12 protein-coding genes are annotated in these 13,418 nt (G+C 71.1%); 6 read left to right on the top strand and 6 right to left on the bottom strand.

Annotated features, from left to right (window positions below):
* Positions 1-17 precede the first annotated feature (17 nt).
* Positions 18-2,123 (bottom strand): autotransporter, encoded by a 2,106-nt coding sequence (locus ACIF83_RS11345; RefSeq protein WP_399725700.1) that lies wholly within the window; start codon positions 2,121-2,123, stop codon positions 18-20.
* A 196-nt stretch (positions 2,124-2,319) separates the two neighbouring features.
* Here ACIF83_RS11345 and ACIF83_RS11340 point away from each other — a divergent pair, with 196 nt between their 5' ends.
* Together ACIF83_RS11340 and ACIF83_RS11335 are read left to right on the top strand one after the other, a co-directional pair.
* Complete coding sequence (locus ACIF83_RS11340) at positions 2,320-3,414, top strand: family 43 glycosylhydrolase (protein WP_399725697.1); 1,095 nt, start codon at positions 2,320-2,322, stop codon at positions 3,412-3,414.
* 1 nt (position 3,415) lies between these two features.
* Entirely contained in the window at positions 3,416-4,825 is a 1,410-nt protein-coding gene (locus ACIF83_RS11335; RefSeq protein ID WP_399725694.1) for an RICIN domain-containing protein, read from the top strand.
* Positions 4,826-4,837: 12 nt separating this feature from the next.
* Here the strand turns inward: ACIF83_RS11335 and ACIF83_RS11330 are convergent, their stop codons facing one another.
* A complete protein-coding gene (locus tag ACIF83_RS11330; RefSeq protein WP_399725691.1) occupies positions 4,838-5,398 on the bottom strand; it encodes an acyl carrier protein in 561 nt (186 codons plus the stop codon).
* Between the two features lie 335 nt (positions 5,399-5,733).
* Positions 5,734-7,413 (bottom strand): rhamnogalacturonan lyase B N-terminal domain-containing protein, encoded by a 1,680-nt coding sequence (locus ACIF83_RS11325; RefSeq protein WP_399725688.1) that lies wholly within the window; start codon positions 7,411-7,413, stop codon positions 5,734-5,736.
* Between the two features lie 190 nt (positions 7,414-7,603).
* On the opposite strand from ACIF83_RS11325, the gene ACIF83_RS11320 reads away from it, so the two are divergent.
* On the top strand, positions 7,604-8,647 hold the full coding sequence (locus tag ACIF83_RS11320) for a rhamnogalacturonan acetylesterase (protein WP_399725685.1): 1,044 nt from the start codon (positions 7,604-7,606) through the stop codon (positions 8,645-8,647).
* A gap of 92 nt (positions 8,648-8,739) precedes the next feature.
* The gene (locus ACIF83_RS11315) at positions 8,740-10,461 is read left to right on the top strand and encodes a DUF2264 domain-containing protein (protein ID WP_399726295.1); all 1,722 of its coding nucleotides are present in this window, start codon (positions 8,740-8,742) and stop codon (positions 10,459-10,461) included.
* Here the strand turns inward: ACIF83_RS11315 and ACIF83_RS11310 are convergent.
* Positions 10,406-10,780 carry a hypothetical protein gene (locus ACIF83_RS11310; RefSeq protein WP_399725682.1) on the bottom strand — a complete coding sequence of 125 codons (375 nt, stop codon included), beginning with the start codon at positions 10,778-10,780 and terminating at the stop codon, positions 10,406-10,408. The genes ACIF83_RS11315 and ACIF83_RS11310 overlap by 56 nt on opposite strands.
* 79 nt (positions 10,781-10,859) lie before the next feature.
* On the opposite strand from ACIF83_RS11310, the gene ACIF83_RS11305 reads away from it, so the two are divergent.
* Both ACIF83_RS11305 and ACIF83_RS11300 read left to right on the top strand, forming a co-directional pair.
* The gene (locus ACIF83_RS11305; protein ID WP_399725679.1) at positions 10,860-11,228 is read left to right on the top strand and encodes a VOC family protein; all 369 of its coding nucleotides are present in this window, start codon (positions 10,860-10,862) and stop codon (positions 11,226-11,228) included.
* Positions 11,229-11,317: 89 nt separating this feature from the next.
* Positions 11,318-12,136, top strand: a complete 819-nt coding sequence (locus ACIF83_RS11300; RefSeq protein WP_399725676.1) for an isocitrate lyase/phosphoenolpyruvate mutase family protein — start codon at positions 11,318-11,320, stop codon at positions 12,134-12,136.
* On the opposite strand, the gene ACIF83_RS11295 is transcribed toward ACIF83_RS11300, so the two are convergent.
* Together ACIF83_RS11295 and ACIF83_RS11290 are read right to left on the bottom strand one after the other, a co-directional pair.
* On the bottom strand, positions 12,070-12,786 hold the full coding sequence (locus ACIF83_RS11295) for an alpha/beta fold hydrolase (protein WP_399725673.1): 717 nt from the start codon (positions 12,784-12,786) through the stop codon (positions 12,070-12,072). The two genes, ACIF83_RS11300 and ACIF83_RS11295, sit on opposite strands and share 67 nt — an antisense overlap.
* The gene (locus tag ACIF83_RS11290; RefSeq protein ID WP_399725670.1) at positions 12,779-13,363 is read right to left on the bottom strand and encodes a TetR/AcrR family transcriptional regulator; all 585 of its coding nucleotides are present in this window, start codon (positions 13,361-13,363) and stop codon (positions 12,779-12,781) included. Before ACIF83_RS11290 ends, ACIF83_RS11295 begins: the two co-directional genes overlap by 8 nt.
* Positions 13,364-13,418: the final 55 nt, after the last annotated feature.

Below are 13,418 nucleotides of genomic sequence, written 5' to 3'. Positions count from 1 at the left end.
CCCGCCGTCGTACGTCCCTACTCCTGTACCGCGTGCCGGCCGCCCCTGCGCCGGCCCCTGCTCCGGGTGCGCAGGGTCGCCGGGAACACCAGGCCGCCGAGCAGGCCGAGTGCGAGGACGTAGGGCCACCAGCCGAAGCCGTCGGCCACGGTGTTCGCGGTCCGGGGGCTCACGGCACCCGGGCCGGCGGCGGCCTCGGCGTGAGTGCCGGGGGCGGGGCTTCGGTCGGCCGCGGTCAGGACGACGTCGTTGCCGTCGCCGCCGTTGTAGCCGATCCGGTAGTCCGTGTCGGCGAGCCTCAGCCGGGCGCCCTCCGGCAGTCCGCCGAAGGCGCCCGTGGTCCGGGAACGGCCGCCGTGCTCGATGACGGTGATCTCGGGCGCCGGATGAGCACCGACGGCGGACAGGTCGAAGGACCCGGCGAGCCGCAGTCTGCCCGCCACCTTCAACGGCCTCTCCCGCAGCTTCAGTTCGCCCTTCGCGTGCTGCGTGTAGTCCCCCGCCACCGTCAGACCGCCCGCCACCAGACCGTCGTTCGTCACAGCGCCCCGCACCGTACCCGTGCCGGTGAGCGAGGTGGCCACCCGCAGCCCCGAAGTGCCCGCGTCGATCCGTGCGCCCGCCGACGCGAGCCTGATCGCCCTGCTGTGCAGCAGGGTCGCCCCGGAGCGCAGGGCCAGCGTGCCGTTCGAGACGGTCGTCGTCCCGGTGTACGTCACCGCGTCGCCCGTGAGCATGGTCGTCGCGGCGCCCGACTGGACCAGCGCACCGCCTCCGCCGACGTGGGTCAGCCGCACGGGAGTCGAGACGTTCCGCAGGTACAGCGTCCCGTCGTTCACGATCCGTCGGCGTGCCGTACCCGTCAGCAGGGAGCCGTCGCCGCCCTGTGCGCCCGAGCCCAGCCGCAGTACCGCGCCCTTCCCGACGGTGGTCGAGCCGTCGTAGTACTGCGCGGCCGCGAAGGTCACGTCGTTGCCGCGCGTCCCCGCGACCACCACGTCGCCGGCGCCGGGCGCGGCCAGTGTGTCGTGGTACCTGCCGCCGCCTATGGGGGCGCCCAGCGTCACCGGGCCGTTGTAGTCGAGGGTCAGCCGGGACCGTCGACCACTGGCGGTGTGCAGATTGATGTACACGGTGTCCCGCGTACCCGGCATGAAGATCCGGTGCGTGGTCCCGTCGCCCCACTGCACGTCGGCACCCTCGATGTTCGTGCCCCGCTTGTTCAACCGGTGTGGCACGCTGCGCCAGTTCAGGGACGGAGTGCTCAGCGAGGGATGGGTGTCGCCGCCCCGGTCGCTGTAGCTGTACTGCCCGGTGAGCACCACCTTGCTGCCCGGTCGGGTGTGGACGTCGATGTCGCTGCCGTACTCCCGCTGGTAGAAGTTCTGGCGCAGGGTGATGGTCCGGTACAGCGGGGTGTCGATGATCCACGAGCCCCGGTTGAGGATCGCGCGGGCGTGGGGCAGCGCCACCGGGTACTCGGGGCGGCCCACCGCCATGCCGGTGCCGTTGTCGATGACCCCGGAGAAGGGGTGGGTGCCGGCGAGGTCGAGGGTGCCCCACATGTTGCGGGGCTGGGTGACCAGGCCCGAGCCGCTGATGGTGCCGATGTTGAAGGTGCGGGTCAGGGACAGTCGGAGGGTGCCGTCGACCCGGATGTTGAGCTGGTTCAACCGGTAGCCGGGGGCTTGGTACGGGAAGTGGCCGATCAGGCCGGTGCCGCCGCCGGTTCCGTACTGCAGGGTGGCGCCGCGTTCGACCGTGATCGCCGGCGGGTCCGGGTTGGTCACGGTGGTGTACGGGTGGTTGCCGCCCCGGGCGCGCACGACCTGTCGTTGCCGGGACTCGGGCAGTGTGAAGTCGCTGTCCCTGGTGAGGATCAGCGTGCCGGTGCCGCGCACGGTGAGCGTGCCCCGGCCGCGGAAGACGCCGTCGTACGTGGTCGTCCCGGACGGGACGGTGACCACCGCGCCCGAGGCGAGCGTCACGTCCCGCCCGGCGAGGACGTCGGCGGTGACGTCCCGGTTGCCGGCCGCGACGGATGGTGAGGGGGCGCCGATCGTGAGGGCGACGGCCGCGAGGGCGCCTGCGGCCGCTGCTGTTCTGTGGGTGTGGGTGCGCACGTCTGGGAGACGCGAGAACCCGTGGGCCGATAACAGAAAATCACGCACCGGAAATCGCTTACCGCTCGCTCTCGCCGGACCCGTTGACCTCCTGGTTGCGCACCCTTACCTTTTCGACGTTCGGAATGACAGATGGCGTTCGCTATATCGAACCTCGGCAACTCCTCCTCGCCCTCCCCACCGAGAGGCAGCCCGCATGAGCCGCGACCCCCACCTTGCCCAACCACCCTCCCGCCGCCTGCTGTTGAAGGGCGCCGCAGCCACCGGCGGCGCCCTGGCGGCCACCACTGTGACCTCTGTGATCCCCGCGCTCGCGTCCCCGTCCACGTCCCACGAGGCGGCCCCCTTCGTGAACCCCCTCGTCCTCCAGCGCGCCGATCCCCACATCGCCCGCCACATCGACGGCCGGTACTACTTCACCGCGACCGTCCCCGAGTACGACCGGATCGTCCTGCGCCGCTCCCGCACCCTGAACGGGCTGGCCACCGCCGCCGAGTCGGTGATCTGGCGGGCGCACGCCACCGGTCCGATGGGCGCGCACATCTGGGCGCCGGAACTGCACCGGATCGGCGGCAAGTGGTACATCTACTTCGCCTCCGCACCCGCCGAGGACGTGTGGGCGATCCGCATCTGGGTGCTGGAGAACGCCAACCCCGATCCATTCCGCGGGACTTGGGTGGAGCGGGGGCAGGTCAGGACGGCCTGGGAGACCTTCTCCCTGGACGCCACCACCTTCGAGCACCGCGGCACCCGCTACCTCGTCTGGGCCCAGCACGAGCCCGGCATGGACAACAACACCGCGCTGTGGCTGTCGAGGATGGCCAACCCCTGGACGCTGACCGGACCCCAAGTCAGGCTGTCCACACCGGAATTCGACTGGGAGTGCGTCGGCTACAGGGTCAACGAGGGCCCGTACGTCCTGCAGCGCCACGGCCGCGTCTTCCTCACCTACTCGGCCAGTGCCACCGACCACCACTACTGCATGGGCCTGCTCACCGCCGACGCCGCCAGTGACCTGATGAACACGGCGAACTGGTCCAAGTCCCCGACGCCGGTCTTCACCAGCAACGACACGACGAAGCAGTACGGGCCCGGCCACAACTGCTTCACCGTCGCCGAGGACGGGCACAGCGACGTCCTCGTCTACCACGCCCGCCAGTACAAGGAGATCACCGGCGACCCGCTGCACGACCCCAACCGCCACACCCGGATCCAGCGGCTCGGCTGGAAGCCGGACGGCACCCCGGACTTCGGCGTCCCCGTCGCCGACACCGTGAAGGAGAGTGCGTGAGATGAGACGCGCGTACGCGATCCTGCTCGCCCTGTGCTGTGCGCTCGCCGCGGCCCTGGCGACCGCGGGGCCCGCCCAGGCGGCACCGCAGACGATCGCCAACGGCACCCCGTTCACGGACACTTCGGGCAACGCCCTGCACGCCCATGGCGGCGGGGTCATCAAGGTCGGGTCCTCCTACTACTGGTTCGGAGAGGACCGCAACTCCGACAACACCTTCCGCTACGTGGACGCCTACCGCTCCACCGACCTGAAGAGCTGGGAGTTCCGCGGCCACGTCCTGTCCCAGTCCTCCGCCGCGGAGCTGGCCACCGCCTACATCGAGCGCCCCAAGGTCATCTACAACGCGTCCACCGGCAAGTTCGTCATGTGGATGCACAAGGAGAACGGCGTCGACTACAGCGAGGCCCGCGCCGCCGTCGCCGTCTCCGACACGGTCGACGGCGCCTACACCTACCAGGGCAGCTTCCGCCCGCTCGGCCAGTACATGTCCCGCGACCTGACCACCTACGTCGACAGCGACGGCACCGCCTACATGGTCTCGGCCGCCAACAACAACTACGACCTGAACATCTACAGGCTGACCGCCGACTACACCGGCATCGACAGCCTGCTCGCCAACCCCTGGCCCGGCGGCCACCGCGAGGCGCCGGCGCTGTTCAAGCGGAACGGCGTGTACTTCATGCTGACGTCGGGCGCCACCGGCTGGAGCCCCAACCAGCAGCAGTACGCCACCGCCACCTCCCTCGCCGGCCCCTGGACCGCGTGGACGAACGTCGGCGACTCCACCGCCTACGGCTCCCAGACCGCGTACGTCCTTCCCCTGCAGGGCGGTTCGGGCACCTCGTACCTGTACATGGGCGACCGCTGGGGCAACTCCTTCGGCGGCACCGTCAACGACTCCCGCTACGTGTGGCTGCCGCTCGGCTTCCCGACCTCCACCTCGATGTCCATGTCCTGGTCCCCGGAGGTCACGGTCGACACCGCCGCCGGCGCGGTCACCGGCACGAGCGCCACGTACAACACCCTGGTCGCACGGCACAGCTCCAAGTGCGCCGACGTGCCGAGCCAGTCCCTCTGGCAGGGGATCGCCATCAGCCAGTACACCTGCAACAGCGGTGCCAACCAGAAGTGGTGGTTCAAGGACCTGGGCAACGGCTACTACGAGCTGCTGGGCCGCGGCAGCTCCCTGTGCCTGCAGGAGAACGCCTCCGACGTCACCCAGGAGAACTGCACCGGCGCCACCACCCAGCAGTGGTCGGTCGTGACCTCCGGCTCCTACGTGAACATCAAGGCCCGCGCCGGCGGCGAGTGCCTGGACGTGTCCGGCGCGTCCACCGCCAACTCCGCCGCGATCATCACGTACACCTGCAACGGCGGAACCAACCAGCAGTGGACGCGGGGTAGTTGACCGTCACAGCCGTCAGCGCGCCCCTGGCGGCCGGCATCGGTCGTCAGGGGCGGCCTGCTCCTGCGTCGCCCTCAGTGCCGAGAGAGTCAAGGTCACGATCTCCCCGATCGTCTCCGCCTCCGCGACGTCCTCCTCGTCCAGAACGACACCGAAGCACCTCTCGATGACGCCCACGGCTTCGAGCACCGTCAGTGAGTCGGCCGCCATCACCTCCAGAGGCACGTCCAGCTCCACCTCACGCGGTCTGACCTCCATCTGCTGTGCGAAGATCGCGACCACTTCGTCCCGCACCTCTCGCTCGTGCGGATGGAGCAGCGACCTCTGCCGGGACGCGAGGACCCAGAGGGCGTGCATCTCGGGCAGGACCTCCTGAGGCGTCGTGCCCGGAGCGCGCGCCGCGAGGATCTCGACCAGCGCGTCGACGGTGTCCCACGGCGGAAGCCGCGGCTCCGTGAAGGCGTCGTGCAGGCGGGTACGGGAGATCCGCTTCTGCAGCAGGCGGTGCATGATCTCCAGACTCGGCTGCCCCGCGATCAGGTGCAGTGCGTGGAGGGCGTCGTTGAGATCGCGCAACCGGCCAGCCGGCAGAGACGGCTTCTTGAACTGCCCCGGAACACCCACCCTGTTCCCCCTGTCCGGATGTGTCGGCTGCCGTAGGAATTCGTCCGTACCGCCGCCGGGTGGGACGACAGTAATGCACATGAGCGTCACTCACATCCTGGCCGCCCTCGGAGGACTCAGTGTGATCCTCGCGGCGGCATCCCGTCTCCCCAATGCGGCCGCAGACGTTCTCCGCGGCTGCGTCAGCCTCGTCCACGCCGTCCACGAACTACGGGCTGCCTGGCGTCAGGCCGACCTGGGGGGTGGGACTCCCGACCGAGCCGACTGACGGCATCACCGACTCGCGGTCAGGCCAGCAGATCGATCGCGTCGATCGCCGTGCCCGCGCTGAGATAACCCGTCGTCCCCGAACCGCTCACCACGTCGATCTTCAGCACGTTGTACTGGCTGGTGTCCGTGAGCCAGGCGCTCGCCGGGACGCTGTAGGTGAACGTGTGATTGTTGCCCCGGTAGGAGCCCACGGTCAGGGACCGGGTGCTCGGCTGGGCGGGCGGGGAGGGGATCGCCGAGGTCCAGGTGTCGTTGACGGTGATCTGCGGGCGGCCGTTGGCGTAGGCCGTCGTCACGCCGATCCGCAGGGTGTGCGCGGCGGCGGCCTGGGCCGCGGTCAGCTTGAAGTGGACCAGCAGGCCGCTGTTGACGTCCTTCCAGATGTAGCAGGGGAAGGCGGACGTCTCGCTGCCGCTGCCGATCACCACGTTGCCGGTCCAGGACGCGGCCCGTACGTCCGACGGGTGCGCGTACGTCATCAGGTCCGCGTTCTTGAAGCCGCTCGGGCTGCCGTTCCAGTCGCCGATGCGCCAGATGGCGGTGGGGTTGCCCGGATCGTTGGAGGACGGGATCGTGAGGGTGTTGAGGGTGGTCGTCGCGCCTGGCGAAACCGTCACCGATCCTGTGTGGACGGCGAGTTCACCCTTGAAGACGGTCAGGGTGTACGTGCCAGGCAGCACCCCCGCGAGGGAGAAGTAGCCGTCCGAGGAGCGCGCCGAACCCCAGTACTGCGCCGCCGAGTTGGCCAGCCCGACCGTGTACGCGTACGCCGTGTTCCGCCCGGATATCCCGACACCCGCCACCCGGCCCCGCCCGCTCGCGCCGACGTACCCGGAGATGCCGAGCGAGTCCGCCCACGAGGTGGTGAGGTTCGCGTGGTACAGCGACGAGGAGGGGGCGCCGCCGGCCGTGAAAGCGATGACGTACGGGCCTTGGAGGCCGAAGCGCTGATTTTCCGTCTGGTTCTCGCCGTAGTACAGGATCTCGTACAGGCCGCCGCCGTCCGCGCTCTGGTGGCGCAGCAGCGAGCGGTAGAACGGGCCGCCGGAGGCCTTCTCGTGGTTGCTGCGCACGATCCACAGGCCGATGCTGCCGGTCGTCCAGCCGATGTAGTCGTAGTCGATGACCCGGAGCTTCGAGTAGTGCTTGGACCGCGTCTGCCCGTCGGACTTCGCGAACACGTCCGAGGCCTCGACGGTGCTGGTCGTGTACGTGTAGGAGTCCGGCTCGTCGTTCAGGAACAGCCCCGCCTTGACGCGCACGATGTAGCGGGTGGCGCTCACCGAGGTGTCCGCCTTGTTGGTCCACAGGTAGACGTTGTTCTCGCCGCTGCGAGCCGCGTAGTAGTGCATGAGGGTGCCGTAGGCGACCGAGATCAGGATCGTCGAACCGGACTGACCGATCGTCACCGTAGAGGTGCCGAGCCCGGATTCGACGTGCGAGTTCTTGCCGCCGTAGCCCTGGTACTCGGTGCCCTTGTAGACCAGCGAGGTCAGGTCGCCGTTGGTCTTGCTGACCTTGAAGACGAGGTTCGCGCCGGTGTCGACGACGTAGTCGGAGCCGTCGTCCGACCAGCCGAAGCCGGCGGCCGAGGCGGCCGGGGCGAGCGGGCCGGCGAGGGCCGCGGACCCGGCGGCGGCCGCGGCGCCGAGCACGAAGGTACGGCGTCCGACCGAGCTGCTCTCCGTTGCGGACATGGGGGTGCCTCCTTCGGAAACGGGTGGGGGTGCGCGTGTTGGCAGGGTGGCAGTCGAATCGATTTCGCGAAAGGGCTTTCACCAGCGGACGGTATGCAGTCTTGTGAAATCGACCCCAGGGGCTAGAAAGCGCTTGCCGAAGGCGGTACGGTCCAGCCGCCACCTTGTCGGCGTGACGGAGGAGCCCCGAGTGAGACGATTCGGCATCGCCCTGCTGACGGCGGTCACCCTGAGCGGCGCGCTGTCGGCCGCACCCGCGCAGGCGCACGACCGGCAGCCGCCCCTCGGCATCGACCACTGCACCGTGACCGCCTGCCACTTCGACGTCCCGCCCGGCACGTACGACGTCCGGGTGACCCTCGGCGGCGAGGCGGCGTCGAGCACCAGCATCGGCGGCGAGACCCGCCGCTCCCTGCTCCCGGAGACCGCCGTCGCGGCCGGGGAGCGGGTGACGCGCAGCTTCACCGTGAACGTCCGCATCCCCGAGGGCGAACCGACCGGCCCCCACGGCACCCCTGGTCTCGACCTCACCCTCGGCGGCTCCGCCCCCGCCCTCTCCGGCATCCGGGTCACCCCCGCCCGGCACGCCCGGCAGATCATCCTGATCGGCGACTCCACGGTCTGCGATCAGCCCGGCGACCCGTACTCCGGCTGGGGCCAGCAGCTCCCGCAGTACCTCCGCAAGGGCGTCTCCGTCGCCAACTACGCGGACTCCGGGGAGAGTACGGTCACCTACCTGCAGAACCCGCAGCTGTGGGCAACCGTCCAGCCGCTGATCCGCCCCGGAGACCTCGTCCTCGTGCAGCTCGCCCACAACGACAAGACCACCGACGAGGCGACCTACCGGGCGAACCTGGAGACCCTGGTGGCCGGCATCCGGGACCGGGGCGGCGAACCGGTGCTCGTGACCCCCATCGTGCGCCGCTGGTTCAACGCCGACGGCACCCTGAACAACAACACCGCCCTGCTGGTCAACGGCCTCGGCGTCGACCACCCGGCCGTCATCCGCTCCGTCGCCGCCGCCGAGGACGTCCCGCTGATCGACCTCACGGCGAAGACGAAGGCGCTGGTCGAGTCCCTCGGCGTCGAGGGCTCCAAGGCCCTCTACCTCTACAACGAGAAGCGGGACAACACGCACACCTCCGTGCACGGCGCCACCGTCTACGCGGGCCTGGTCCGTGACGAACTCCTCGCCCGGCATCTGGTGCCCGAGGGCAGGGTGCGGGTGGGATGAACTCCTGGGGCGCCCCGACCGGAACCGGGGCGTCCCAGGCCTGCCGGATCACGGGCCCTCCAGGCCCGCCAGGAAGGAAAGCCACCGCCGTGATCGAACTGCCCGCCGACGACCGCTCCGCGAGCCCGTACACCGGCTACACCCGCGCCCACTGGGAGGCGGCCGCCGACGCCCTGCTCGCCGCCGTCGAGCCCTACGCCACCGCAGACCGCGCCCTCTACCACCTCCCCGGCGACCATGTGAGCCACGCGGGCCACCTCTCCGACGGCCTGGAGGGATACGCCCGGACCCTCCTGCTGGCCGCCTTCCGCCGGGACGAGACCGTGCTCGGCCGCTACGCGGAGGGCCTCGCGGCCGGCCCCGGCGGCGTCTGGCCGCAGGTCGCCGACCGCAGCCAGCCGCTGGTCGAGGCCGCCTCGGTCGCCCTCGCCCTGCGGCTGACCCGCCCCCTGCTGTGGGACCGCCTGGACCAGTCGGTGCGCGAGTGGACGGCGGCCTGGCTCACGGACGCGCTCACCGCCGGACCCTGGCCCTGCAACTGGGAGTTGTTCCCGGTCACCGTCGGCGGATTCCTCGCGGAGATCGGCCACGAACCCGAGGCCGCCCGCAAGGCGATCGACCGCGGTCTGGAGCGCATCGAGGACTGGTACGTCGGCGACGGCTGGTACACCGACGGGGACGGCCGCAAGTACGACTACTACAACGGCTGGGCCATGCACCTGTATCCGGTGCTGCACGCCTGGCTGGCCGACGACGCCGAGCTGCTGGAGCTGTACGGCGGCCGACTCGAACGCCATCTCGCCGACTACGCCCGCCTGTTCGGCGGCGACGGCGCGCCCATGCACCAGGGCCGCTCGTTGACGTACCGGTTCGCGACCGCGGCCCCGCTGTGGCTGGGCGCGCTCACGGGCCGTACGCCCCTTGCGGCGGGCGAGACACGACGGCTGGCCTCGGGAGCTCTGAAGTACTTCCTGGACCGCGGAGCCGTGGACGCCGACGGTCTGCTGACGCTCGGCTGGCACGGCCCCGACGAGGCGGTGCTGCAGACCTACTCGGGGCCCGCGTCCCCGTACTGGGCGAGCAAGGGTTTCCTGGGGCTCCTGCTGCCGCCGGACCACGAGGTGTGGACGGCCGCCGAGGAGCCGGGCCCGGCCGAGCGCGCCGACGCGGTGACGCCGATCGCGGGACCCAACTGGCTGCTGCAGTCCACCCGTTCGGACGGTGTGGTCCGCCTCCACAATCACGGCAGCGAGGACATCCGCTACGACCCCTACTACACGCGGTTCGCGTATTCCACGGTCACGCGACCCCTCGGGTCGCCGCCCGACAACATCGTCATGGTCGGCGGCGACCCGGTCCGCGCGGGCATCGTGCCACTGGGCGTGGGGGAGGACTGGGCGGCCTCCCGGTACACGGTGGGCTCCGGGGCGGAGGTGACCAGCCTCGTCGTGGCCGACGGTGCGGTGGAGGTGCGGGCCCATCTGGTGGCGGGGGCGGACCCCGGCACCGAGGTGCACGTCACCGGCTGGGTGCCGTGGGAGGACGAGCAGGCCGAACTCGTACCGGTCCACGGCCTCTCGGACGGCTTCGCCCTCTCCGGCACGACCGGCGACGCCCCCACCCTGTTCGTCGCCCTCGCCCGCCTCACCGCGGAGCCCGACCCCCTGCCCCTTGGGGACCTGGCGACCGTGGAGGTGCGGGGGGACTACGACCTGAGTGTTCGCTGGGCGGTCTCGGGCGAGGTCAGGAACTTCCGGTTCACGGCGTCAGACGGGCGATCCGCAGGGTCGTCGTGGTCGGTGACGCCCCGGTGAGCGGGGTGGCGTAGGACGGGGTGACGTGGACGCCGTCCGCGGCCGGCCAGGCGACCCGCAGGGTGCTGTTGGGGGCGACCGCGGTGGCGGTGCGGTTCCACTCGCGGGTGTTGTTGTAACCCGCGTACAGGTACGGGTACTTGGCGCTCAGGCTCACGGCGGTGCTGATGACCGTGAGGTCGGGGGAGCTGGTCGTCGCGGCCCCGGCGGTCGCGTACCACGCCCCGGCGAGCACCCCGGCCGCCGCCAGGGCACCGATCGCGGGCTTGCGGGCCACCCGGACCCGGCGGTGGCGGGTCGTGCGTCGTGCAGATGTCATGCCCTTCGGTGGCCGCCGGGCCGGGAAAGGTTGCCAAACTCGTTTTCCATTTCTGGGGGCGCCCACCAGAATCCGAGGCATGACTTCCAAGATCCGGCACGTGACGATCGACTGCGCCGACGCCTACGCCCTCGGCAGCTTCTGGTCCGAGGTCCTGGGCCAGCCCCTGCACGAGGACGACAATCCGGGGGATCCGGAGGCTCTGATCGAGGCCGCCGGCCTGCTCTTCGTGACCGTGCCGGAACCCAAGACCGTCAAGAACCGCGTCCACCTGGACCTCCAGCCGCAGGACCGCACCCGTGACGAGGAGGTCGAGCGGCTGCTCGCCCTCGGCGCCACCCTGGTCGACGACCACCGCAAGCCCGACGGCACCGGCTGGGCGCTCCTCGCCGACCCCGAGGGCAACGAGTTCTGTGTGGAGCGCAGCGCGGCCGAGCGCGGGGCGTAGGACCCGGGGCGGCGGGGAGGAGGATCCGAACGGCGGCCGGTGCGCACAGTTCGGCCGGAGCCGAAACGTTCCGCCCCTAGCGTGGACGTATGACCGCAGAGACCGCAGAGCCTGCCGCGACATCCTTCGCCGCACTCCACCACCGCCCCGGCGAGCCGCTGCTCCTGCCCAACGCCTGGGACCACGCCTCGGCCGCCGCCCTCGCGGCTCGCGGCTTCCCCGCGATCGGCACGACCAGCCTCGCCGTGGCGGCGGCCGTCGGCCTCCCCGACGGCGAGGCGGCGACCCGCGACCACACCCTGCGCCTCGCCCTCACCCTCGGCTCGGAGCCGTACCTGCTCTCCGTCGACGCCGAGGACGGATTCTCCGCCGACCCCGGTGAAGTCGCCGAGCTGGCCGGCCAGTTGTGGGCCGTCGGGGTCGTCGGGATCAACCTGGAGGACGGGCTCGGGCCGACCGCCCTGCACGCCGCGAAGATCGCCGCGGTGAAGGCCGCCGTGCCCGGCCTGTTCGTCAACGCCCGTACGGACACGCACTGGCTGGGCGACGGCGACGAGACGGACACCCTGCGCCGCCTCGACGCCTACCGACAGGCGGGCGCCGACGGGGTGTTCGTGCCCGGGCTCACCGACTCCGGTCGGATCGCCGACGTCGTCCGGCGCGTCGACGCCCCGCTCAACGTCCTCTACTCACCCTCCGGACCCACCGTGCCTCAGCTCGCCGACCTCGGCGTCCGCCGTGTCAGCCTCGGCTCGCTGCTCTACCGGCGGGCGCTGGGCGCGGCCCTGGACGCGGTGGCCGACATCGCCGCCGGGCGGGTGCCGGGCGGTACGACACCCTCCTACGACGACGTGCGCGCGCTGGAGAGGAGCGTGTCGGCGAGGACGTCGGCGAACTCCACGGGGTGATCCAGGCTGCCGAGATGCCCGCCCGGGAACTCCACCAACCGGCTGCCGAAGCGGTCGGCGAGCAACTCACTTGTGGAATAGAGGAGTTGGCCGCGTGAGTCGGCGCCGACCGCGAGAGTGAGACGGTGCTCGGGGGCGGTGAGGGAGGGTAGGTGGGCGGTGAACGGGCGCAGGACGTGGGCGAGGAAGACGCCCATCGGGGTCGCGTCGGCGCCCTCGGTGGGCGGCCGTCCGGGGCCGTCCAGCTGACCGATCAGTTCCTCCCGCCGCGCCCGGCCGTCCGGCAGCACCGTCACGCACGGCGGCTCGTGCGCCACCACGTGCGCCAGCCGCCGCGGGTGCCGGGCGAGCAGGTCGAGGACGGTGATGCCGCCGGAGCTGGTCCCGAACACGTACGCCTGCTCGTCCGGGGGCAGTACCGCCTCCAGTACCCGGTGCGCCCCCTCGCTCCAGTCGGCCGGGTGCTGGTCCGGGAACGGCAGGCCGAGCCGGCCGTGGGCGAGGCCCAGCGGGTCGTACGTCACCACGGTGAAGCGGGGTGCCAGCCGCTCGGTGAGCGGGCCGAGCCCCATGGGGTGCCCGGCACCGCCCGGCACGAGCAGGAGGACGGGACCGCTGCCCGTGACGTCGTAGGACAGGGGCTCAGTCATCGTTCTTCTTCTCCCGGGGCCAGTGTGTGAGGGCGAGGTGCAGGGCATCGACCGCCTTGTCCCAGGAGACCTGGACGTCCCGGGCCGCGCCGAAGCCGCCCGCGGACTCCAGGGCGCAGTAGCCGTGGAAGGTGCTGCGCAGCAGGCGTACGGCGTCCGTGAGATCCGGCTCGTCGAGGCCGTAGGCGCGGAGCATGCCGTAGGTGATCTCGGCCGTGCGGCGCATGGCGGGGGAGTCGGCGATCAGGGCCTGGTCGATGCGGATCTGGGTGGCCGCGTACCGGCCCGGGTGGTCGAGCGCGTACGACCGGTACGCGCCCGCGAACGCGGCCAGCGCGTCCTGCCCGGCCCGGCCCGCCACAGCCGCGGCGATCCGGTCGATCAGCTCGCCGCCCGCGTGCAGGGCGAGCCGGGTGCGCAGGTCGTTCAGGTTGCGGACGTGCGAGTACAGACTCGCGTCCTTCACCCCGAAGCGCCGGGCCAGCGCGGACAGGCTGACGTTCTCGAAGCCCGCCTCGTCGGCGAGGTCGGCGGCGGCCGCGACCAGTCGGTCGACGGTGAGTCCCGCGCGGGCCATCTGACACCCCCTCCTTGGTAACCTAGGAACAATCCTAGGGTATCTAGGTTCAGGT

Origin of the sequence: Streptomyces sp. NPDC085866, from assembly GCF_044541035.1 — a bacterium.
Lineage (GTDB): Bacteria > Actinomycetota > Actinomycetes > Streptomycetales > Streptomycetaceae > Streptomyces.
Note: the sequence above shows the minus strand (reverse complement) of the source record. Positions and strands in the feature narration are given on the sequence as shown.